The organism is Rhodococcus sp. IEGM 1341 (assembly GCF_030056895.1).
GTDB lineage: Bacteria > Actinomycetota > Actinomycetes > Mycobacteriales > Mycobacteriaceae > Rhodococcoides.
In genome coordinates, this window is sequence record NZ_JASHKV010000003.1 from 228,227 (window position 1) to 250,655 (window position 22,429).

Here is a 22,429-nt window from a genome sequence, read left to right on the forward strand (position 1 = left end):
GCACGTGGGGGACGTGTCGGGGACGCGCTAGGGTGAGCCGCGTGCGCTACTTCTACGACACAGAGTTCATCGAGGATGGTCGCACAATCGAGTTGGTGTCGATCGGTGTGGTGTCGGAGGACGGTCGCGAGTTCTATGCGGTGTCCTCCGAGTTCGACCCCGAGCGCGCCGGCCGCTGGGTTCGACGCAACGTGCTTCCCAAGCTGCCACCGTACTCGTCGCCGCTGTGGATGAGCAGGTCGCGAATCCGGGACGAACTGCTCGAATTTCTCGTTCCGCACTACGGTGCCGAGGTCGAACTGTGGGCGTGGGTGGCGGCGTACGACCACGTCGCGCTCTGCCAGCTGTGGGGCTCGATGACCGAGTTGCCGCGTTCGCTGCCGCGGTTCACCCGCGAGCTGCGCCAGCACTGGGAGGATCGCGGCAGTCCCGAGCTGCCGTCGGTGCCCGACGACGCTCACGATGCCTTGGCCGACGCGCGGCACAATCTGGCGAAGTTCCAGACGATCGAGGAGTACTCGCACCGCGGGTGAACACCCGTTGTCCTGCGGCTTCGGCGGTGCGAATATCCTGTAGCCGTGAACTGGACTGTCGACGTACCCATCGATCGCTTGCCCGACCTGCCGCCGTTGTCGCCGACGCTGCGCTCTCGATTGGACGATGCGTTGGCCAAGCCGGCTGCGCAGCAACCGCAGTGGGATCCCGAGCATGCTGCCGACATGCGCAAGGTGCTCGAGAGCGTGCCACCGATCACCGTCGCCGGTGAGGTGGAGGCGTTGTCGGACAAGCTCGCGGCCGTCGCCCGAGGCGAGGCCTTCCTGCTGCAGGGTGGCGATTGCGCCGAGACGTTCGTCGACAACACCGAGCCGCACATCAAGGGCAACATCCGCACGCTGCTGCAGATGGCTGTGGTGCTCACCTACGGCGCGAGCATGCCGGTGGTCAAGGTCGCCCGTATCGCCGGTCAGTACGCCAAGCCGCGGTCGTCGAACATCGACGCGCTCGGTCTGCAGTCCTACCGCGGCGACATGATCAACTCGCTCGTCGCCGACGAGAGCGTCCGCGGCCACGATCCGTCACGACTGGTGCGCGCGTACGCCAATGCCAGCGCGGCGATGAACCTGGTCCGCGCACTCACCGGTGCAGGGATGGCGGATCTGCACAAGGTGCACGACTGGAACCGCGAGTTCGTCGCCCAGTCGCCCGCCGGTGCGCGCTACGAGGCGCTCGCGGGGGAGATCGATCGCGGCCTGCGCTTCATGGATGCCTGCGGCGTCTCCGACCCGAACCTGCACACCGCGCAGATCTTCGCCAGCCACGAAGCGCTCGTTCTCGACTACGAGCGTGCGATGCTGCGCCTGGACAACACCGACGATCACCCCAAGCTGTACGACCTGTCCGCGCACTTCCTGTGGATCGGCGACCGCACCCGCCAGCTCGACGGGGCGCACATCGCGCTGGCCGAGTTGATCTCCAACCCGATCGGTCTCAAGATCGGGCCCACGACCACGCCCGAGATGGCCGTCGAGTACGTCGAGCGCCTCGACCCGACCAACAAGCCGGGACGTCTGACGCTGATCTCACGCATGGGCAACGGCAAGGTTCGCGACATCCTGCCCGCTATCATCGAGAAGGTTCAGGCCACCGGCCACCAGGTCATCTGGCAGTGCGATCCGATGCACGGCAACACTCACGAGGCCTCGACCGGCTACAAGACGCGCCACTTCGACCGCATCGTCGACGAGGTCCAGGGATTCTTCGAGGTGCACAACGGCCTCGGAACGCATCCGGGCGGAATTCACGTCGAACTGACCGGCGACAACGTCACCGAGTGCCTCGGCGGTGCCCAGGACATCTCGGACCTGGACCTCGCCGGCCGGTACGAGACCGCCTGCGACCCGCGTCTGAACACGCAGCAGAGCATCGAACTGGCATTCCTGGTCGCCGAGATGCTCCGCGACTGATCAGGGTAGCGAGACGACCATGACCTCGGAGCCCGGTTCCACCCGAGAACCGGCTCCGGGGCTCTGGGTGATGATCAGCGACCCGTCGGTGTCCACCACCTGACGGACGTCGATCGTCAGGCCCAACGTCTCGACAGCGGTCCGGGCCGAGCCGACCGAGCGACCCAGCAGCGACGGCACGGTGACGGCGTTGGACACCTCGAGCGCAGCGGTGGTCCCGGATCGCACCGTCTGCCCGGCCTCCGGCGTCGTCCCTATCGCCCTGCCGCCGTCGGTGTCCTCGTCGAAGGTCTCCCGAACCTCGCCGACGGTGATGCCCACCGATTCCAGCGTTGTCCTGGCCTGGTCGACGCTCTGCCCGCGTACGTCGGGTACCTCGACCGGCGGTGCCCCCTTGCTGCGCAGCACCGTGACCGAGCTTCCCGTGGTCAGTACGGTGCCGGGCGGCGGGTCCAGGGCTGCGACGCCGCCGATCGGAGCGGACGTGCTGAAGGCCTCGCCGCCGTCGACGGGCGTGAACGTTCGGTCTCGCAGTTGCTGCTCCATGTCGTCGACGGATGCGCTCGTGTCGATCGAGGGAACGGTGGGGCGTCCCAGTGACACCAACAGAGACACCGTGTCGCCCTTGGCGATTCGCGATCCGCCGGTGGGGTCGGTGCCGATGAGAAGGTCGGTGTCCACCGAGTCGGAGTAGGTTCCGCGCACCGCGGCTTCGAGACCGGCGGCTTCCACGGCACTGGTGGCACCGGTGGTGTCGAGCCCGTCCACCATCGGGACTGCGGTGTAGCGACCCGAGCCCATCCACCATCCGCCGAAGCCGACCAACACCGCGAGCAGGGCGACGACGAGGAGCCAGATGACGATCGCTCGGCGCGAGCGCTGGCGGTCGGCGTCGAAATCGGGGAACTCGTAGTGCCGCCTGCCGGTCGGGGGTGGTCCGGCGGGCGGCACCTCGGCGATGTCCTGGCCGTGGTCGATGCCCCGCGCTGTGGGCGAGGTGACCACCCTGGTGTGCTGCACCCCGTGTTGCGGAGGTGGCGGCGGCAAAGTGTCCACGACCTGGGTGCGAGCGGACGGCGGACGGTTGCCCGCGACCGTCGTCGGTGCTCCGGCTGCGGCCGAGCTCAGGTGCTCGGCCGAGCGCTTGGGTGCCGGCACTCGGTACTCGGGCAGCGCCAGCGCCGACGCGGCCGCGCGCAGGGCCCGGGCCATGTCGTCGGCATTGCGGTACCGGTGTTCCGGGGCGCGGACGGTGGCACGCTGGACCACCTCGTCGAACTGCGGGGGGACGCCTGCGATGAGGGTGGAGGGGAGCGGTACGTCGTTGTCGATGCGCTGGTAGGCGATGGACAGCGAGGTGTCGCCGGTGAACGGCGTGCGTCCGGTCAGCAGCTCGAACAACACGACACCGACGCCGTAGACATCGCTGCTCGCGGACGCGGAACCGGTGGTGACCTGCTCGGGAGACAGGTACGCGGCGGTGCCCAGAATCACACTGCTCGACGTCACGGTGGAGGCCGCTATGGCTCGGACGAGTCCGAAGTCCGCGATCTTCACGTCACCGTCGTCGCTGATCAGGATGTTCTCGGGCTTGATGTCGCGGTGCACCAGACCGGCTCGGTGGGCTACGGCGAGTGCGTCGAGGACCGGCCGGATGACGGCCGCTGCAGCATGCGGAGGCATCGGTCCACGCTCGCGCAGCAGCTCACGCAGAGTTCCGCCCTCGACGAGTTCCATGACGAGGAAGGCGTGTTCGCCGTCTCGACCGTGGTCGTAGACGGCGACGAGGCCCGGGTGACTGAGCCTGGCCACGGCCCGTGCCTCGAACTCGAAGCGCTGGACGAACTGTGGGTCCTCGGCGAACTTCGGGTCCATGATCTTCACCGCCACGGGGCGGTCGAGCCTGGTGTCGAGTCCGCGGTAGACCGTCGACATACCGCCGCGCGCGATCGGTGCGTCTATTCGGTATCGACGATCGAGCATCGAACCCGGTATCACCGAACCTCCCCTCGTCGTCCACTGGTCTTCCGGCGTTCGACGCCGGATGCTGAAGTCGATCGTATCGGTGCAGGAGATGCCGACCGACGATCGTGGCTCGTGTGTTCGTCCTGCTGGGCCGACTGTCACGCTTTTGATGTCTGGATGCCGGACCCGTTAACGTTACCTGCGTGAGTGCCATTCCCTATGCCGACGACGTGCTCGATCCGTCGGTGTCCGTGCTGCAGTTCGCCGACGTCGCGAAGATTCTCGACGTTCCCAAGACCCGCGTCGAGCAGCTGATTCGAGATCGGCAGCTGCTGGCGCTGAAGCGCTCGCGCGTGCCCGGTGTTCCCGAGCAGTTCCTCGACACCGACAAGGGCACCATCGTCAAGGGGCTGCCGGGTCTGCTGGCCGTGCTGCACGACGGCGGCTACGAGGACGAGGAAATCCTGCGGTGGCTGTTCACCGAGGACGAGAGCTTGCCCGGTGCACCCGTCGCTGCTCTGCACGGCGACCTGATGCGCGAAGTGATCAGGCGAGCTCAGGCAATGGCCTTCTAGCGAATCGTTGCGCGCTTGAAGCCGGTGACGGCGAACTGCGGAAGCGCGATGCGTGCTCGGGTCCACTGCGGCACCGTCGCCCGTTGCGAGAGCACGCGGTAGCCCTGTGACTCGACCTCTGCGAGTATGCGGCCGTACAGGATCGATGCCGTGCGCATCGACGGTCGCACTCGCGGATCCAGCATCTCGATACCCGCGTCGGACGTGCGGTAGATCGAGCGGGTGACGGCGATCAGGTGCGCGAGGGCCCTGGAGACCCTGGCGTCGACATTTCCCGTGGTGCGGCACCACCGGAGCAGTTCTTCGTCGACACCGAACGCCGCGAGTTCGTCGGTGGGCAGGTAGATGCGGTCGCGATCGAGGTCCTCACCCATGTCTCGGATGAAGTTGGTGAGCTGGAACGCCTCGCCGAGGGCTGCGGCGGGAGGCTCGGCCTCCGACCGCTCGACGACGGTTCCCAGGATCGGCAACATCTGCAGTCCGATGACCGCAGCGGAGCCGTACATGTACTCGCGCAGCTGCTCCATCGTCCGGTAGCGCGAGACGAACATCGGACTCCCCGGAATGTCCATCCGCATCGAGTGCATGAACGCGTAGAAATAGTCGTGCGGAATGTCGTAGCGCCCCACGGTGTCGCACAACGCGCTCAACACTCGATCGGACACGCTCTCGGACAACGGTTTTCCGGCCAAGGCGTCGCGCACCCGGGACTCGATCACGTCCAGTTCGACGATGCGTCTGGCATTGAGTTCGTCAGATCCCACGGAGATGTCGGTGCCCTCGAGGTCCACGATGTCGTCGACCATCCGGGCGAACCCGTACAACGCATGCACGCCTGCGCGCTTGTCGGTGGGGAGCAGGCGAGTGGCGAGGAAATACGTCTTGCCGTGCTGGGCGTTGAGTTCGCGACAGATGCGGTATGCCTCGTGCAGCTCCGGATCGATCCCGTCCAGTTCTTTCATCACGCGAGCCTTCATGACGTGGATTCGTCTCCGGTCGGTTCCGTTGCTGGGGTCTTGGGTGCGTTCGGCACGGCACGGTGTTGCCTGGATCGGTCCGATCGTAGACGCAGCGGATCGACGCGCGTCAGAGACAGAGCTGCGACGACCGCGGCGAAGACCGCCAGTGCGACGTGTCCGAGGGTGTAGAGGCCGATCGATCCGTCGGGTTGGAAGACGAGCATGAGCCACGTCGACAGACCCGTCAGGATCATCAGGGTGGTGCGCGAGAGTGCGAAGCCTGCGGCGACAGCCAGTGGCCACGAGTAGTACCAGGGCAGGGCCGCGGGGGAGAGGACGACGGTGGCGACCAGGGCGATCAGAATGCCCTTGACCGCGTCGCGTTCGGATCTGCGGCCCAACCACCAGGCGACCGCTAGCACGACGACCAGCGCGATGGCGCACAGCAGGCGGGTGACGTCGAGAACGGGTCCGAGGCGTAGATCGAGGAACCACGACGTGCTGACGGTCACCAGGTGAGCCAGGATCGTGGGAAGCGAGAGCCAGTTGATGATCTTGGCCGATCCGGAAAGCGCGGTCAGCCAACCGATTCCGACTCCGGCGATCACCGACGCCACGGCGAACACAGCAACGAAGACGGCGGCTCCGATGCCCGCGGTCTTGACGAACGCCAGGGCGGGCGGCATCGGGGTTCGCCCCTCGGCCCGCGCCTTCTCTCGCAGATGGAGCATCCAGATCCACACCAGGAAGGGCAGCGCCAGGCCTGCTGTGGCCTTGATCGCCACCGCGATCGCGACCAGTGCGATGCCGCCCACGTGTCGGTGTTCGAGCGTCAGCACGATCCCTGCGGTCATCAGGCCCACCATGAGCAACTCGTTGTGCACTCCGCCGATCAGGTGGATCAGGACGAGAGGGTTGAGGACGGCGAGCCACACCGCGGTGGTCGCGCGGCCGCCGAGGTGTTTCGCCAGCCGCGGAACCGCCCACATCATCAGTGCCAGGCCGGGCAGCATCGTCAGGCGCAGCAGCATGGTCCCGGCGATGACGTTGTCGCCGGTCAGGCTGGTGATTCCGCGACCGAGCAGCAGGAACAGCGGGCCGTACGGGGCGGTGGTGGTGGTCCAGACGTTGCTGACGTTGTCCAGCAGAACTCCTGGATTGGCAACGGGGCCAACGGCATACGGGTCGAATCCGTCGCGGAGCAGAGCGCCCTGGGCCAGGTAGGAGTACGCATCGCGGCTGAACATCGGCACCGACAGCAGTAGCGGAGCGGTCCATGCCGGGACGATCCAGCGCAGTTCGCCCACCGTGGTGCGGCCGTGCAGGGTTGCGCGCCCGAGCCGAACCCACGCGGTGATCATCAGCAGTACGCCGACCCAGACGATGATGGTGGAGAGTACGAATCCGTGACCGAATCGCAGCCACGACAGGTGCATCTCCTCGAGCAACGGATCGCGTCGGCGCACACTGCCCGCGCCGAACCCGCCGAACACGATGCAGACGGCACCGACCACACCGAGTATCGCTGCCTTGCCCTCGGGACTGCGCAGGAAATTGCCGGTTGCGGTCAGTCTGGACGGTCGTCGCGCAGCCGAGGGTGGGGTGCCGCCGTCCGACGATCGATCCTCGGAGGTGGAGTGCGACGAGATCGAAGACATTGCCGCCTGCTCCTCCTCTGCAACGAGTTGTGGGTCGAGATGTGTACGTCGGCCGATGGTTCTCGCCGATCACCGAACGATCATGGTCGCAGCAATGAGCGCGACCGGCAAACGATCGCGCTCAGCTTAGTTGGTCGACGCAGTGAATCGAACGAACCTACCGGCCCGTGCGCCCTGTCACCCGCTGCGCGGCGAGCTTTCCCGACACCAGAACCGTGGGGACGCCCACTCCAGGAGTCGTGCCCGAGCCGGCGAGAACCACGTTGTCGAGCCCGGCGACCATGTTCTTGCGTCGGAACGGTCCGGTCTGCCTGAACACGTGGGCGGACGAGAACGGAGAACCCTCGATCATGCCCTTCTGCGCCCAGGTCTCGGGTGTGTCGATGTGGTCGAGCGTGAATCCGTCGAGCAGACCCTTGTATCCGCGAGCCTCCAGAGTCGTCAGGATCTCGTTCAGATACGGCTGCGCCAGCTCGCCCCACGGCAGTGGAGCGCTGTCGAGATTGGGGCACGGTGCGAGGATCGACACCGGTTCGCTGCGTACTCCGCCGCGCACCACTTCGAGATCGGGATCGCTCACCGACGGTCGGGTGATCAGCAGGGACGGATCGGCCATCAACGATCCCTTGCCCGATCGCGCGGTGATGCGGCGGAAGGTCTCGGCCCATTCGTCGCCGAAGTCGATGGTGTGGTGAGCGCGAGCGGGCCACGTCTCCGTCAGCTCGACGGGAACGGTTCCGTGCGCGACGACCGCCGACGGTGAGACCACGCCGTATCCGTTCCGTCGGCCCTTCTTCGACACCGACGCCCTGTCGAGGAGTCGATCGACGACGGGCAGGTCTGCGGTGAGAACGAGTGCGTCGCAGGCGATTCGACCACCGGCTGCGGTGATCACGGAGTCGGCCCGACCCCGGTCGACGGTGATGTCGACGATCTCGGTGCCGAGTTCGAGCGTGCCGCCTGCGGTGACGAACGCGTCGGCCATGGCCTTGGCGATGGCCGCCATCCCTCCCTCGGGGAAGAACACTCCGAGGGAGGTGTCCATGTGCGCGATGGCTCCGTAGACCGCCAGGGCCTTCTGGGGTGCCATGCCTGCGTAGAGCGCCTGGAACGTGAAGACGCGGCGTAGGCGGGTGTCCTTCAGGAACTTGTCGACGCGGGGCCCGAGGCGGCCGAAGCCGCCCAGTTTCGTGAGTGTCGCGGTGTCGGAGATCGCAGCTTTCGATCCCACGAGGTCGAGCGGTGAATCGAAGTTCGAGTCGATGAAGCGGTCGAACTCGGCGTCGAAGATGTCGGCGAGCCAGCGTCGCAGTTCGCGGTATCCCTGCGCCTCGGCGGGGCCGCAGGTGCGTTCCACCTCGGCCGCCATGGCCTCGGGATCGGAGTAGACGTCGATGGACGTGCCGTCGGCGTAGCGCGTGTGATAGGACGGCGACAGGGCCGTCAGCCGAATCGGCGGCGTGGTCGACTCGAAGTCGGCGCCCACGGCGGCGAGTGCCTCGAGCACCAGGTTCGGCATCGTCAACACGCTTGCACCGTTGTCGATGTCGTAGAGGTGCGATCCGTCGGTGTCCGACACCGGGTACACCCCGACGCGGCCGCCCACGGTCTCGTCACGCTCGACGAGCGTGACTTTTCTGCCCGCTCCCAGTAGGTGCAGACCGGCGGCGAGGCCTGACAATCCGGCTCCCACGACGACGACGGAGTCGGTGGTGCCGGAGACCGTGCGGATCGAAGACATGGCGCTCTCTTTCAGTACTGCCGTTGGATGGCGGCGGTTGCCATGGCGCGCAGGTGCGCGGCAGCGACCGGTTCGATCGAACTGTTGTCGAGGGCTGCGACGGCCCGGGTCCCGAGGTCGTCGATCTGTTTCTCGACCGCGTCCACTGCGCCGAGTTCGACGAGAATGGACCGGATGTCGGCCACTTCGTCGGCGTCGAGTTCGGTCCCGAGGCTGGCCCTGATCGTGGCTGCGTGATCCGGCCTCGTCTCGTCCGCCTTCTGCAGTGCCAGCGCGATCAGGACCGTGCGTTTGCCCTCGGTGATGTCGTCGCCGGACGGTTTGCCGGTCACCTCGGGATCGCCGAATACTCCGAGGAGGTCGTCGCGCAGCTGGAACGCGATTCCGATGTCCGCACCGAAGTTGCGGTAGGCCGAGATCAGGTTCTCGTCGGCATCGGCGAGGACCGCCCCGAGATGAAGCGGCCGCTCGACTGTGTACGCGGCGGTCTTGTAGCGGTTGACGCGCATTGCCGCCGCAACGCTCTCGTCGGTGCCTGCCTCGGCTTCGATGTCGAGCAACTGACCGCCGAGAACCTCCGTGCGCATCGCCGACCACACCGGCTGGACTCGCCGCGCGGCATCGGCGTCGATACCCGACTCGCGCAGTAGATCGTCGGCCCAGCACAGAGCGAGATCGCCGACGAGTATCGCTGCCGATTCACCGAAATGGTCCGCACAGCCGGTCCAGCCCGCGTCCCGGTGCCGTTGGGCGAAGCCGACGTGCACGGTCGGGAAACCGCGTCGCGTGCTGGACGAGTCGATGATGTCGTCGTGGATCAGAGCGCAGGCCTGGATCAGTTCGAGCGCCGAACACGCCCGCAGCACTGCCTCGGCGCGGGCACCGGTGGATTCTCCGCCTGCACCGAGCCACGCAGTCCAGGCGAACGCGGGGCGCATGCGTTTGCCGCCGCGAAGCACGAACGCCTCGAGATCGGCCACGGCATCGGGGTAGCCGCCGCCGACGGTGTCCACGACACCTCGGCGCGAGGCGAAGAACTCGGCGAGAGTCGCGTCGACTGCCGAACGCATCGCCTTCGGGTCGTTCGCGGCGACGGGGGCGTCGGCTACGGGTGAAGAAAAGTCTCCGGACAGGACGATCCTCCAAGGTTGCTGTGAATTGCGTGGATTTCCGGTTCCCACAGTAATAGCCGCGCACACCCTGGGCCGACGTGCAGCGAACATCTCTCGTCCGGGAGGCCTCACGGGCGTCGGTGGGGCGCAACCTATGATCTTCGGGTGAGCGAAGAATCCGTCAGGGGGCGGTCGAGTCGAGGATTCGTGACGAGAACACCGTCCATCGTCGACCGGCTACGGACAGAACCCGAGGCCAGGATCCCGTTCTCGGTGGAGTTCTCGCCTCCACGAGACGCGGCGGCCGAAGCCAGGCTGTGGCGAGCGGTTCGTGAGTTCGAACAACTTCAGCCCGCATTCGTGTCGATGACCTACGGCGCAGGCGGCTCGACCCGCGATCGAACGGTGCGCGTCACCGGGCAGATCGCCGAGGAGACCACCCTCCTCCCTGTGGCGCATCTCACTGCCGTCTCGCACAGTGTGGACGAGCTGCGATCGATGGTCGGGTCGTACGCGGACCGCGGCATCACCAACATTCTCGTACTGCGAGGAGATCCCCCCGGAGATCCACTCGGCGACTGGGAGAAGCATCCGGACGGAGTCGAGTACGCCGAGGAGCTGGTCCGGTTGGTACGTGATCTCGGCGACTTCCACGTCGGCGTGGCGTCGTTCCCCGAAGGTCACCACCGCGCCGCCGACCTCGAGCAGGACACCCGGTGCCTGGTCGGCAAGTTGCGGGCGGGTGCCGAGTACTCGATCACTCAGATGTTCTTCGATGTGGACGACTACCTGCGCCTGCGGGACCGCGTGAGTGCGTTCGACGCCGAGCAGGGTGCCAAGCCGATCATTCCCGAGATCATGCCCATCACCTCACTTCGTTCGGTTCGCCGGATGCTCGAGCTCTCGGGCACAACGCTTCCGTCGCACCTGGACGAGAAGTTCACTCGCGCAGCAGGATCCGGTCCGGAGGAGGACCGCGCCGCCGTCCGAGAGGTGGGCATCGAACTCGCCACGAACATCGGTGAGCGCCTGATCTCCGAGGGCGCGCCCGGATTGCACTTCATCACCCTGAACTTCGCGCGCGCGACGCGTGAGGTGTTGAGCAATCTGGGGCTCGCGGCCGCACGAGTGTGAGACCGGTCAGGGCTCGCGGCGCGGCATCGGACGCGACTTCCACGACAGCGAGCCACGACGCCTGCGCACGTGGGATTCCGCGACGAGGCCGACGAACGCGAGAATCGACACCGGGTGCAGCGCAGCATCGACTGCGTCGACCACCCCGAACCGCAATCCCACCTCGCTCCGCCGGGTGGACATCCGAGACACCGTTCCGGCGAGATACCCGGCGAGGCCGAGGCGACGTGTGACACCCGAGGACGTGAGCGCGGTGATCGGGGGCAGTACGTACACTGCCGTCAGTGCCAGGGCCGCCGCAGCCGAACCGGCCGGTCCACCGAACTCGCTCCACAACCACCGGCTGTAGCCGGACCGCAACTCCGCGGCCGATCGGTACATCCGGCATCGGACGAACCCCGCACCCGACGCCACCGCCGTCGAGAATCCTCGTCGACGCAGAGCGCGTGCCAGATCCAGGTCCTCGGTTGCGCTCGCCGCCACGCGGCTGTGGCCCCCGATGGCGCGATAGGCGGCGGCGTCGAAGGCCATGAACTGCCCGCAGGCGACCGCCATCGACGGTGCGAGAGTGGCGTTGCCCAGAGGTACCGGAAGCGTGGACATCCACGACCAGGCGAGCAGCGGCTGGACGAGTCGCTCGACGGTGCTCTCGGCAAGTTGCTCCGGCCATGGGCACAGCAGGGAGGCACCGCGCCGTCGCAGTACCCGGGCCGCTGCCGCCACCGCCTCCGGTTCGAGTCGCACATCGGCATCGACGAACAGGATCAGCGACGTCATCGGGTCGTCCTCGTCGGCCAGTCTGGCGAGCTCGGCGCACGCTGCGGCCTTGCCGGTCCAGCCGGCCGGGGGAGCGACACCGGAGGTCACGACGCGAATCCTCGGGTCACCGTCCGCAGCCGCACGGGCAGCGGACGCCGTTCCGTCGGTCGAATCGTCGTCGAGGACGATCACGCGCAAGTTTGTGCACGATCGTTGCCGCGTGAGGTCGCCGATCAGCGCAGGCAGCGTCGCAACCTCGTTGCGGGCGGGAATGCAGACGACGACGCGCTCGGTGACGTCGTGGTCCGGGGAGCGCAGGCTCGGCATGAACCGAGAGTTGAACACCGACAATGCGGCCGACGCTGTGGCGAGGACGCTTGCCGTCGCCGTCGTGCGCGCGAGCAGGCGGGCTCTCACACAGACGTTCTGTCGGCGGAGCTTCCGGAGTCGGTGTTAGGCGACCCGCGGCCCCGCAGCGGTGGGTTTCGCGACACCCAGGCCATGGCCCCGACGATGGCCGCGACGCCGACGGTCACGCCGCCCACGATGCCGGCCCAGCCGGCGAAGCTGCGGGTGTTGGGATCGGGATAGTTGACCTCGGCGCGCAGCGAGGTGACCTCGCCTGCAGGCAACTTCCACGAGATCGAGTTGTCGCTCTCGCGGGTGCCGTTGGTGGTGCCGATGCGGGCCGGGAACGCGATGGTGAACTGTACGTCCGAGCCCTGCACCGGAACGGAGGAAAGATCGGCGTTGCCTGCCAGAGTGACGGTGTCACCCGAGCGCTGCAGCGTCAGCTGGAACGATCCGGCCGCGTTCTGGAAGATCGAGCAGAGGGTCTGCACGTCGCCGAACGACAGATCGTCGAAGATGGCCTGCGACCCGACGTATCCGTCCTGGTTGTACGGCTCGACGCGAACCTTGTCCTCGATCGAGGAGGGCACCACCAGTTCCGGGCCGGTGTCGGAGTCCGATGTCGGCACGCTGGCAGCCACGATCTGACCCGCGACGCGGTCGTTCGCCGACACGCCCATCGTGACCTGCACACGCAGGCAACCGGCCAGCATCGGCGCGACCAGCAGCGCCAGCGCGACCACCGAGAGAACGCGGCGGCGGTGGGTTCGATGAGATGTTCGCGATGTCGACTGCACAGCGACATCGTGCCAGGACATCGAGGTGATGTCAGTCGGCAGGGGTTGTCAGCGAGGCGTGTCGGTACCGGAGCGATCGACGGCCGCACGCGGTCCGGCCCCGAGTGGTCGGTCGCGACGGGCAATCCACACCAGGGGGATGCCGACGAGGCCCATGACGACGAACCCGTACACCGCCGAGTATCGGAGTTCCGGACCGTCGAGGAACACCGCGTGCGCGAGCGCCGACCCCAGCCACGTCCACAGGAACAACCCGATGGGCACCGCGTCGTCGGATGGCTGTGGGCGACCGACGGCGCGGTCGAGCGATTCCATCACCGCGGCCATCAGGGTGGCCACCACCAGCCAGCCGAGGTAGTTGGTGAGCGGAATCGACGGCACCCCGGGCAGCCCGGCGGAACCGGCAGTCCAGGTCCACTGTCCGTCGGTGACCATCTGCGGATCGAGATACAGGTCCCAACCGACCATCCCCACCGCGACCGCCACGATTCGGAGTGCGGTGGCGCGTACCTGCGTCGTATCGAGACGGCGAACGACGAAGGTCACGGCACACCAGATCGGATAGAACCCGGCCGTCCACGCCAGGGGAACCACGACAGGCACCTCGAACAGGCTCGGGCCCAAGCGATTCTGCGCGTAGAAGTATTCGCCGAACGGGATGCCGGTGGCCGTACCGACGAGTTCGGACGCGAACCCGGTACCTGCGGTCACGACGACGAGAATGGTGGCCCATACGATGCCGCGATTGAGTGCCGCGTGCAGGATCGACGCGAGCGCGAGCAGGGCCACCACCGCCACCGTCACCACGTCTCTGGTCGATCCCGACACCAAGGGGTAGAGGATCTGGCAGCCCACGGCAGCGGCAGCCACGACGATCGGCGCAACCTTCATACCCGTTTCCTTCCGAAGAACGTGCGACGGCGGGCGGCGCGGGCGTCGGCGATCGCGATCCGCGCCGCCGAACGACCACTGGCCGCTGTCACCCCTCCGCCGGGATGGGTCGATGCGCCGGTGAGATAGAGCCCGTCTGCACCGGGGACCCGATGTCCGGCCAGTTGAGGATGCGGTCGCCACATCATCATCTGGTCCAGCGACATGTCCAGATGCATGATGTTGCCTCCGACCAGACCGAGCTCCCGCTCGATGTCGGGTGGCGACTGAACGAACCGATCCAGCACCGATCCTGCGAAACCGGGTGCGTATCGGTCCAGTTCGGCCACGATCCGATCCGCCTCGAACTCGGCCAACGAGCGCTCGCCGGGAACATCCGATCGCCACTGTCTGCCGTCGGCGAGGGTGTGGGGATGCCACTGCGACCACAGAGAGATCTGGTGCTGTCCCGGCGGTGCGATGGTGGGATCGAGCGCGCTGAAGGACATCCCCAGCACAGCCGGGGTGGGCGGCAGATCGCCTGCCAGCGCGTGCCCGTGTGCCAACCGCAGTTGGCTGCGGTCGCGTACCAGCAGCGCCAGACCGTGGGTGCCGTCCGCGATCCGGTCCGCGCTCGGGAACGCCGGAAGGGCGTCGGTGGCCAGTCTGACCGCGGTACCGATCCCGGGCCCCACCCGAATGGTGCTGCGCCACCGCGCGAGCTGCGCCGAATCGTGGCCGCCGGCTGCCAGCAGGTCGAGGGTGGTCACGATGTGGCAACCGGCCACGACGATGCCGCTGTCGATCTCCCGTCCCGACGCGGTCCTGGTGGTCCAGCCGTGTGGGCGGCGTACGAGCGAGGTCACGGCGTCGCCGAGCGTCAGTTCGGCGCCGTCGCGCTGTAGCCGAGCGATCATCGCCTCGGTCAGCGCGCCGCTACCGCCGACGGCGCGGCCCGGCGGAAGGGTGTGCATGAGGGCAGCGAAGCCGACCATCGGTGCGGTACCCGGCTCGGACATCGGCGGACCCGACTGTGCGCCGAACCACGCGAGTGCGGCCTTGAGTCGTTCGCTCGAGAACATCTCGTCCAGCAGGGAATCGCCGGTGGCCAGGAATTCCCGCGAGAGCATGCTGCCGCCGTCGGGCGCGCCGAGGCCCCAGAAGGATCGGAGCAGTTTCGCCCCGGTTGGTGGTCCGCCGAACGCACGCATGGTGCGTTCGCTGCGGGGACCCCAGACGGAGACGAAGGTGCGGTAGGCGCGTGCGTCGGCTGTGCCGCAGGCAGCAGCGATGGAGTCGCAGGTTCGGTCGAGATCGCGGTGGAAGACGATGCCGCGTTCGTCGGTGCCGACGGCCCCAGGCGCGAACGCCCAGGGATCGCAGTCGATGTAGCGCAGACCGAAGTCGGCGAGTCCGAGCTCCTCGATGATGCCGGTGTGACGAATCATGATGTGCGCCGACGAACCACGGTCCACACGGTGGCCGGGAAAGCGTTCCACCGTCGACACCGCGCCACCGGCAACGGAGTCGCGCTCGAGAACCTCGACCGACATGCCGGCGTCGGTCAGGTAACAGGCAGAGGTCAGGGCATTGTGGCCGGAGCCCACCACCACAGCATCGATCACACCCTCAGGCTACTGGCCCATCGAGAGGCAACCGGCGGCCCAGGACTGCGAAGGGGCGTCGGTCACCGGCGAACGTGAATTCGCGTAGTACGTCCGCGAAGCCGAGCCGCCGGTACAGCCGCCAGGCTCGATTGTCCTCCTCCGGTACCTCGGGTGTGGACAACATCACGTTCTGCGCGGAAACGCCGTCGAGCAGACGGCTGCACAGCCGTCCGCCGAGGCCGTGCCCCTGAGCGCTCGGCAGGACGTGCAACTCGGTGAGCTCGAAGTAGTCGTCGAGCGTGGCCTCGACGTTCTGTGGGGAATGCCCCGTGCGTCGCAAACCGTCGCGAACCTGTTGATGCCACCACTGGTGCGCGGCACCGTTGTAGCCGTATGCCACGGCGACCAGGGAATCAGGTTGTGTCGGGTCGGTGTTCGGGAGCAGTGCACCGACTGCTCGCCAGCCCGGCCGGTGCAGATGTTCGCTCCACATCGGTGCTCTGCTCTGTTCGGTTCCACGCGGATAGCCCATGGCCTCGACGTAGATGGACAGTGCCTCGAACAGCCGCTGGCGGAATTCCGGGGGCGTCAGATCGACCAGGTACGGCGTTGTCTGCGCATCGGTGACGACTGTTCTCAACCTTTCTTCGGAAACTTGTCGGTGGGCACAGCTATATTGAATGTGTCGAACGGGTGTTCGACAATCGGGGCCGAGTGCGCCGGTGGTTCCGGCTCGGATCCTCGAGTCGGAGTCTCCGGAGTTCGACTGTAAGGCTTCGCCACGGTTCCGGCCGCGCCAGGTGCGCGCCGGAGATTCGAACTGGAGGTGTTCGAGTATGACGATCACGAAGGCATTCGATGCCGGAGTGCGGTCGCCGGTGTCGCGTCAGGCTCAGGTTCTGTTGGGTCGAGCGGATGCTCTGCTGTCCGAGTCCATCGGGGAGAGCAATGCCGGAGATCGATTTCTCGGCAGCTACGCCGCCGCACTGAAAGGCGCGGCAGCGGTGCTCGCGTCGTTGCCGAACTCGATCGGAGCGCGTCCTCGTTCACGCAGCGCGTGGGTGTTGATGGCGAAGGCGGCACCGGAACTCGCAGTCTGGGCCGACTACTTCGCGTCCTTCTCGGCCACCCGGGCTGCAGTCGAGGCCGGTGCGTCGAGCACGATCGACGATCTCGATGCCGACGATTTCCAGCGGCACGTCGGTCGTTTTCTGAACTCCGTCGAGGATCGACTCGGCGGGCAGGGGCGTTTCGCGTCCGTCGACCCGATGACCGCACCCTTGTCGGCGTAGCTCACACAGCTGGACGTCAGCCGACAATCGCCACGTCATGCGGTGTTCGCACGGAGTTTTCGGGACGTGCGTCTCGAAAACTTCGGTGTTTCTCAGGAACACATCGACCGAGTAGGTGGTAAGCGGCCGATTCAGCTCGTATCATCGACAACAGGTAGCCGCCAAGGTCAGCTTCCCGTCGTTTCGTAACCGAAATGACCTTCAATATCTGTGCAGGGGGAGGTACCGTGCCACTCTCCGAGCACGAGCAGCGCATGCTCGATCAGATCGAGAGCGCTCTCTACGCCGAGGATCCCAAATTCGCGTCTCATGTGAGGGGCGGTCGCGTACGCGCGGCGTCGAGCAGGAGGCGCTTTCAGGCTGCCGCGCTGTTCGTAGTGGGACTCGTGTTGCTCGTCGCCGGTGTTGCATTGTCGACGAACAGTTTGGCTTTTCTCGTCGTCAGTCTCATCGGCTTTTTGTTGATGTTCGGTGCCGGGGCACTGTTCCTGTTCGGCGGTTCCAGCAAGGGAGCCGCAGCGTCGCAGGACGAAGGCAGCACAGCCAACGATGCTGCCGAGACGTCCGGGCGTTCTACCGGACAGAAATCGAAGGGTGGTCGCAAGGGCGGCAGCTTCACCTCTCGCATGGAAGATCGGTTCCGTAAGAGGTTCGAGCAGGACTGAATCGACCGGGTTCCATCGAACCGACTCGTCTCCACAGCTTCACGCATCGACGTAGAACAGCATCTCACCCTCGGGTGAGGTGCTGTTGTCGTTTTCTGCCCGCGAACAGACGCCGCAGAATTGCCTGCAGCCCTCCGCTCCGCGTCGAGGGCCGGCTCGAACACTCCCGCGCACGGGAGTTCTGGGATCCCTCCCCGACACTCCCCACTTTCACCCACATTCCCCACTTCTCCCCACCAAGGCCCCACTGAAGGGCTGAGATCTGCGTCCAACCGCCACACCCGACGTCGAGGTGCTGCTCAGACGGCTGCAGTGGTGGACCCAAGGGCCGTCGCTCCCGAATCGAACCGGCGATATCACCCGCGGCATCGCTGCCGAAGCAGCCGATCTTGTGCACGCTGAGCTGCATGAATGTCACTTTGGCCAAAGTTTTCCGGCGGCGGATGGTTCGAAGTGGGGGAGAGTGGGGTAAAGTGGTCCGCAGCGGAGAGTCGAGGCTGGAGGTGGCGAGTGTTTCTCGGTACCTACACGCCGAAGCTCGACGACAAGGGTCGACTCACGTTGCCGGCCAAGTTTCGGGACGCGCTTGCAGGAGGGGTCATGGTGAGCAAGGGGCAGGATTTCAGCCTCGCTGTCTACACCGCGGCCGACTTCGCGGAGCGCTCTCGGAAATTGACGGCGGCTTCTCGTGCCAACCCCAAAGCCCGTGCTTACGTTCGCCAGTTCTTCTCGGGAACCGACGAACAGCGGCCGGACGGACAGGGTCGAATCACCATCAGTCCCGAGCATCGCCGGTACGCGGGGCTCGAACGAAACTGCGTGGTGATCGGTTCGATGGACTTCATCGAGATCTGGAACGACGAAGCGTGGGCGCGCTACTCCGCCGAGAACGAACAGGATTTCTCCGACGCTTTCGACGAGTCCCTCGGAGGGATCTTGTAGCCCGAACCAGGTCGCCTGCGAGTGCAGCGAGGCCTCTGCCCGATCAGAACCCTGACGTTCTTCCCCAACGCCAGGTTTCGCAGATCAGGACCCTGACGTTCTTCCCCAACGCCAGGTTCCCTATCGGACAGGGACCTCGATGCATTCGCGTCGGCTTCGGTGGGCGACCCGCACGGCCCGGACCCGGGCGAGAAGTACGTACGCGCGACCGGGAGGAACCATGACGGAGGGCACCGGACCGGACGACATCGAGTCGTCCGCCGACCGACCCCACCGTCGATCCGCAGGCCCGCTCCACGTTCCGGTTCGACTCGAACGAGCCGACGAACTGCTCGGACCCGCACTCGGCTCCACCGGCGGTACTCGCGTCATGATCGACGCAACACTCGGCCTCGGTGGTCACGCCGAGCATTTCCTGCGGACCTACCCGCACCTGCACCTCATCGGACTCGACCGGGATCCCGATGCGCTCGAGCTGGCCGGAGCCCGTTTGGCTCCCTTTGCCGATCGAATCACGTTGGCGCACAAGACCTACGACGGCATCGCCGAAGCGCTCGACGAGGCCGGTCTGCCTGCTGTCGGGTCCGTTCACGCGATTCTGTTCGACCTCGGAGTGTCGTCCATGCAGTTGGACGAGTCCGATCGCGGATTCGCCTACTCCGTGGACGCCCCGCTGGACATGCGAATGAATCCGACCGTGGGAATCACCGCCGCAGACGTCCTCAACACGTACTCGCACGGCGACATCGCACGGGTCCTCAGCACGTACGGCGAGGAACGGTTCGCCGGCAAGATCGCTTCCGCTGTACTGCGACGCCGAGAACACACGCCGTTCACCACGAGTGGCCCGTTGGTCGAATTGCTCTATGCCGCAATTCCGGCCGCGACCCGGCGCACCGGCGGACACCCTGCCAAGCGCACCTTCCAGGCACTTCGCATCGAGGTCAACGGTGAACTGGATTCGTTGAAGGCGGCGGTACCTGCCGGGCTCGACGCATTGGCTGTCGGCGGCCGGGTCGTCTTCATGTCGTATCAATCGCTCGAAGACCGAGTTGTCAAGCAGGAGTTGGCACCTCGGATCAAGTCCCGCAGTCCCGAGGGGCTGCCGGTCGAGCTTCCAGGAATGGGTCCGGAGTTCCGGCTCCTGACCAGAGGTGCCGAGCGTGCCTCGGATTCAGAAATAGACGACAACCCACGTTCGGCTCCGGTGAGATTGCGCGCCGCCGAACGGATTGCAAGGAGAGCGGAATGACGGTTCCAGGCACAACCGTTGGAACACAACGCAATCGGGTTCCAGCACCGAGGAACAGGGTCGCTCCGCAGGCTCCACTCTCGCGACCCGAGCGTACGAGCAAGGGTGGTGGACGATCCGGCGCTGCACTTCGCGCATACGAGCGCAGGCAGCAGCGTGCGTCGATCCACACCTCGGATTCTGCGCGTGGTTCCGGGGCCGGTGCACGGCCTTCGCTCAACGGAAGCGCTATCGCCGCGCGAATTCCGTTCGTCGCCTTGATCATCGGCCTGCTCGCCATCGGTCTCGGTCTGACGTTGCTCCTGACCACTCGGTCCGCAGGAGACTCCTACGATCTCAGCGCCGCCAAGGCCGTCAACGCCGAACTCGCTCAGCAGCGGGCGTCGTTGCAGCGTGATGTGGAGTTGGCGGAATCGGCTCCGGAGTTGGCGCGCAAGGCCGCCGAGCTCGGGATGGTCCCGGCGAAGAACTCCGCGCGTCTGATCGTCGCTCCGGACGGCGGTGTCCAGGTCGTCGGTACTCCGGCTCCGGCCGACGGTGCGCCGGTGGCGCCGCTCGATCCGGTACCGGCCGCGGCCGCAGGCGAGGGCACCGTCGCGAATCCGAGCACGCAGTCATCGCAGCAGCAGACGCCGCGAAGCGCGTCTCAGCCCAACCGAACCTCGGGCACGATCGACACCCGCGCCGCCACGCCGAGTACAAGCAATGGAGCTGGAAACACCGCGCTTGCTGAACAATTGGTTCCCATGAGCATCCCCTCGCTCGAAACACCTGCGGTCGAAGCCCCCGAGTCCACCGGCGAAGCATCGGGTGGCGGGCAGTGACCAGGCCGTCGCCTGCTCCACGCCGTCGGCCCCCGAGCCGAAAGCGTCTCGACTCATCCACCTTTCGGTTCCGTCACGGCACCGGTCGCGTTCTGATGTATGTGGCGCTCGCCGTCGCGGCGGCACAGTTGCTGTGGATTCAGGGATTCGATGCGCCGAGGTTGTCGGCCGAGTCGGCGTCGCAACGCACCACAACTCTCGTCGATCCGGCGATGCGTGGATCCATCCTGGACCGCAACGGCAATCCGATCGCCTTCACGATGGAGGCCAAAGCGCTGACGTTCCAACCGGTTCGGGTTCGCAAGGAACTCGACGAGGCGAGGGCGAAGGACCCCACCGAGCCGGAGACCGAGCAGTACCTCGAGGACATCGCGGCCCGCATCCACAGCGATCTCGGCGATGTGATCAGCGAGAAGGACCTGCTCGCGAAGCTGAAGAGCAACGACGAATTCACCTACCTCGCCCGCGGAGTGGACGCCACCGTGGCGTCGAAGATCAGCAAGGATTTCAAGCAGGTCGGACTCGAGCGTCAGGACATCCGTGAGTACCCGGGCGGATCGCTGGCCGGGAACATCGTCGGTGCCACCGGATGGGACGGACACGGTCTGCTCGGTCTGGAGGATTCGCTCGACGCGACTCTGGCCGGAACCGACGGTTCGCAGACCTACGACCGCGGATCCGACGGTGCCGTCATTCCAGGAAGCTGGCGGGACAAGCAGCCGGCGGTCAACGGTTCGAGTGTCGAACTGACCATCGACGCAGATCTGCAGTACTACGTGCAACAGCAGGTGCAGTTGGCGAAGGACCTGTCGGGAGCGAAGAACGCCTCGGCGTACGTTCAGGATTCGCACACCGGCGAGGTGCTCGCCATGTCGAACGACAACACCTTCAACCCCGGTATCGGAGTCGGCAACAACGAGCGCACCAAGGAAATGGGCAATCTGCCCGTCACCACGCCGTTCGAGCCCGGTTCGGTGAACAAGATCATCACCGCGGCCGCAGCCATCGAGTACGGACTCACCACACCCGACGAGGTGTTGCAGGTACCGGGCAGCATTTTCATGTCCGGCGTGTCGGTCAAGGACGCATGGGACCACGGCGTCGTGCCGTACACGACGACCGGGGTGTTCGGTAAGTCCTCCAACGTCGGCACCCTCATGCTGGCGCAGCGCGTCGGTGAGGATCGCTACGCGGACATGCTCACCAAGTTCGGTCTCGGCCAACGCAGCGACGTCGGTCTGCCCGGCGAGAGCGCGGGAAATGTTCCGAGCCGTGATCAGTGGTCGGGTGGAACGTTCGCCAACCTCCCCATCGGTCAGGGCTTGTCCATGACGTTGTTGCAGATGACCGGGATGTATCAGGCCATCGCCAACGACGGGGTTCGCATCCCGCCGCGGATCGTCGAAGCGACAGTGGACGCCAACGGTCAGCGAACCGAGACCCAGCAGCCCGACGGGGTGTACGTGGTCAGTCCCGACACCGCGAAGACCGTCCGCAACATGTTCCGATCCGTCACCCAGGACGACACCGGGAACCAGCGCGGTACCGGCGTGGCCGCGGGGGTCGAGGGATACCAGATCAGCGGCAAGACAGGTACGGCTCAGCAGGTCGATCCCGAGTGCAAGTGCTACTCGAACTCGAACTACTGGATCACGTTCGCCGGCATCGCGCCTGCCGACGATCCCCGCTACGTGATCGGGATCATGCTCGACGCCCCGACCCGCAGCGCCGACGGTTCGGGCGGCCAGTCGGCAGCACCGCTGTTCCACAACATCGCCAGCTGGATGCTGCAGCGCGACAGCGTGCCGATGTCCGCGGACCCCGGACCCAAGCTGGTTCTGCAGGCGGACTGAGATCCCGACCCGCCGGTCCTCGTAGTCGGGGCGGCGACATCACGATCCCGGACGCCGGTAATCTGACACATCGGCTCGGGCGTCTTCGTTCGTCTGCCGCCGCGGCGTG

20 protein-coding genes are annotated in these 22,429 nt (G+C 66.3%); 10 read left to right on the forward strand and 10 right to left on the reverse strand.

Going from position 1 to position 22,429, the window contains the following annotated elements; genetic code table 11:
* Positions 1–41: 41 nt before the first annotated feature.
* Together QM615_RS10520 and QM615_RS10525 are read left to right on the forward strand one after the other, a co-directional pair.
* The gene (locus QM615_RS10520) at positions 42–533 is read left to right on the forward strand and encodes a polyadenylate-specific 3'-exoribonuclease AS (protein WP_094688468.1); all 492 of its coding nucleotides are present in this window, start codon (positions 42–44) and stop codon (positions 531–533) included.
* Positions 534–578: 45 nt separating this feature from the next.
* Entirely contained in the window at positions 579–1,964 is a 1,386-nt protein-coding gene (locus tag QM615_RS10525; RefSeq protein ID WP_032394396.1) for a class II 3-deoxy-7-phosphoheptulonate synthase, read from the forward strand.
* On the opposite strand, the gene pknB is transcribed toward QM615_RS10525, so the two are convergent.
* Positions 1,965–3,947, reverse strand: a complete 1,983-nt coding sequence (gene pknB / locus QM615_RS10530; RefSeq protein ID WP_149406352.1) for a Stk1 family PASTA domain-containing Ser/Thr kinase — start codon at positions 3,945–3,947, stop codon at positions 1,965–1,967.
* Between the two features lie 185 nt (positions 3,948–4,132).
* Between pknB and QM615_RS10535 the strand changes: the two genes are divergently transcribed.
* On the forward strand, positions 4,133–4,504 hold the full coding sequence (locus QM615_RS10535) for an Rv2175c family DNA-binding protein (protein WP_068052028.1): 372 nt from the start codon (positions 4,133–4,135) through the stop codon (positions 4,502–4,504).
* On the opposite strand, the gene QM615_RS10540 is transcribed toward QM615_RS10535, so the two are convergent.
* From QM615_RS10540 to QM615_RS10555, 4 genes are all read right to left on the reverse strand, one after another.
* The gene (locus tag QM615_RS10540) at positions 4,501–5,466 is read right to left on the reverse strand and encodes a phytoene/squalene synthase family protein (RefSeq protein ID WP_149406351.1); all 966 of its coding nucleotides are present in this window, start codon (positions 5,464–5,466) and stop codon (positions 4,501–4,503) included. The two genes, QM615_RS10535 and QM615_RS10540, sit on opposite strands and share 4 nt — an antisense overlap.
* Before the next feature lie 11 nt (positions 5,467–5,477).
* Positions 5,478–7,121, reverse strand: coding sequence for an alpha-(1->6)-mannopyranosyltransferase A (locus tag QM615_RS10545; RefSeq protein WP_094640129.1), 1,644 nt, complete (start codon positions 7,119–7,121; stop codon positions 5,478–5,480).
* A gap of 157 nt (positions 7,122–7,278) precedes the next feature.
* The gene (gene crtI, locus QM615_RS10550; protein ID WP_188078657.1) at positions 7,279–8,862 is read right to left on the reverse strand and encodes a phytoene desaturase family protein; all 1,584 of its coding nucleotides are present in this window, start codon (positions 8,860–8,862) and stop codon (positions 7,279–7,281) included.
* Positions 8,863–8,873: 11 nt separating this feature from the next.
* On the reverse strand, positions 8,874–9,932 hold the full coding sequence (locus tag QM615_RS10555) for a polyprenyl synthetase family protein (RefSeq protein WP_068052016.1): 1,059 nt from the start codon (positions 9,930–9,932) through the stop codon (positions 8,874–8,876).
* Between the two features lie 249 nt (positions 9,933–10,181).
* On the opposite strand from QM615_RS10555, the gene metF reads away from it, so the two are divergent.
* Positions 10,182–11,108, forward strand: coding sequence for a methylenetetrahydrofolate reductase [NAD(P)H] (gene metF / locus QM615_RS10560; RefSeq protein ID WP_068052013.1), 927 nt, complete (start codon positions 10,182–10,184; stop codon positions 11,106–11,108).
* A 6-nt stretch (positions 11,109–11,114) separates the two neighbouring features.
* Here the strand turns inward: metF and QM615_RS10565 are convergent, their stop codons facing one another.
* The 5 genes from QM615_RS10565 to QM615_RS10585 are packed head-to-tail and all read right to left on the reverse strand — an operon-like array spanning position 11,115 to position 16,132.
* Positions 11,115–12,284, reverse strand: a complete 1,170-nt coding sequence (locus QM615_RS10565; RefSeq protein WP_262498367.1) for a glycosyltransferase family 2 protein — start codon at positions 12,282–12,284, stop codon at positions 11,115–11,117.
* Positions 12,281–13,036, reverse strand: a complete 756-nt coding sequence (locus QM615_RS10570; protein ID WP_188078656.1) for an LppM family (lipo)protein — start codon at positions 13,034–13,036, stop codon at positions 12,281–12,283. Before QM615_RS10570 ends, QM615_RS10565 begins: the two co-directional genes overlap by 4 nt.
* Positions 13,037–13,063: 27 nt before the next feature.
* On the reverse strand, positions 13,064–13,906 hold the full coding sequence (locus tag QM615_RS10575; protein ID WP_094640127.1) for a carotenoid biosynthesis protein: 843 nt from the start codon (positions 13,904–13,906) through the stop codon (positions 13,064–13,066).
* Positions 13,903–15,510: a phytoene desaturase family protein gene (locus QM615_RS10580; RefSeq protein WP_149406122.1), complete on the reverse strand. Its 1,608-nt coding sequence runs from the start codon at positions 15,508–15,510 to the stop codon at positions 13,903–13,905. The genes QM615_RS10575 and QM615_RS10580 overlap by 4 nt, the downstream gene beginning before the upstream one ends.
* A gap of 4 nt (positions 15,511–15,514) precedes the next feature.
* Positions 15,515–16,132, reverse strand: coding sequence for a GNAT family N-acetyltransferase (locus QM615_RS10585; RefSeq protein ID WP_149406121.1), 618 nt, complete (start codon positions 16,130–16,132; stop codon positions 15,515–15,517).
* Between the two features lie 196 nt (positions 16,133–16,328).
* On the opposite strand from QM615_RS10585, the gene QM615_RS10590 reads away from it, so the two are divergent.
* The 6 genes from QM615_RS10590 (at position 16,329) to QM615_RS10615 (ending at position 22,320) form a co-directional block, all read left to right on the forward strand.
* A complete protein-coding gene (locus QM615_RS10590) occupies positions 16,329–16,784 on the forward strand; it encodes an SAV_6107 family HEPN domain-containing protein (protein WP_068051989.1) in 456 nt (151 codons plus the stop codon).
* A 227-nt stretch (positions 16,785–17,011) separates the two neighbouring features.
* Positions 17,012–17,449, forward strand: coding sequence for an SCO2097 family morphological protein (locus tag QM615_RS10595; protein WP_068051986.1), 438 nt, complete (start codon positions 17,012–17,014; stop codon positions 17,447–17,449).
* Between the two features lie 510 nt (positions 17,450–17,959).
* Positions 17,960–18,391, forward strand: coding sequence for a division/cell wall cluster transcriptional repressor MraZ (gene mraZ, locus QM615_RS10600; RefSeq protein WP_027497352.1), 432 nt, complete (start codon positions 17,960–17,962; stop codon positions 18,389–18,391).
* A gap of 220 nt (positions 18,392–18,611) precedes the next feature.
* Entirely contained in the window at positions 18,612–19,643 is a 1,032-nt protein-coding gene (gene rsmH / locus QM615_RS10605; RefSeq protein WP_262498366.1) for a 16S rRNA (cytosine(1402)-N(4))-methyltransferase RsmH, read from the forward strand.
* A complete protein-coding gene (gene ftsL / locus QM615_RS10610) occupies positions 19,640–20,467 on the forward strand; it encodes a cell division protein FtsL (RefSeq protein WP_262498365.1) in 828 nt (275 codons plus the stop codon). The genes rsmH and ftsL overlap by 4 nt, the downstream gene beginning before the upstream one ends.
* Positions 20,464–22,320, forward strand: coding sequence for a peptidoglycan D,D-transpeptidase FtsI family protein (locus QM615_RS10615; protein ID WP_068051974.1), 1,857 nt, complete (start codon positions 20,464–20,466; stop codon positions 22,318–22,320). The genes ftsL and QM615_RS10615 overlap by 4 nt, the downstream gene beginning before the upstream one ends.
* Positions 22,321–22,429 lie beyond the last annotated feature (109 nt).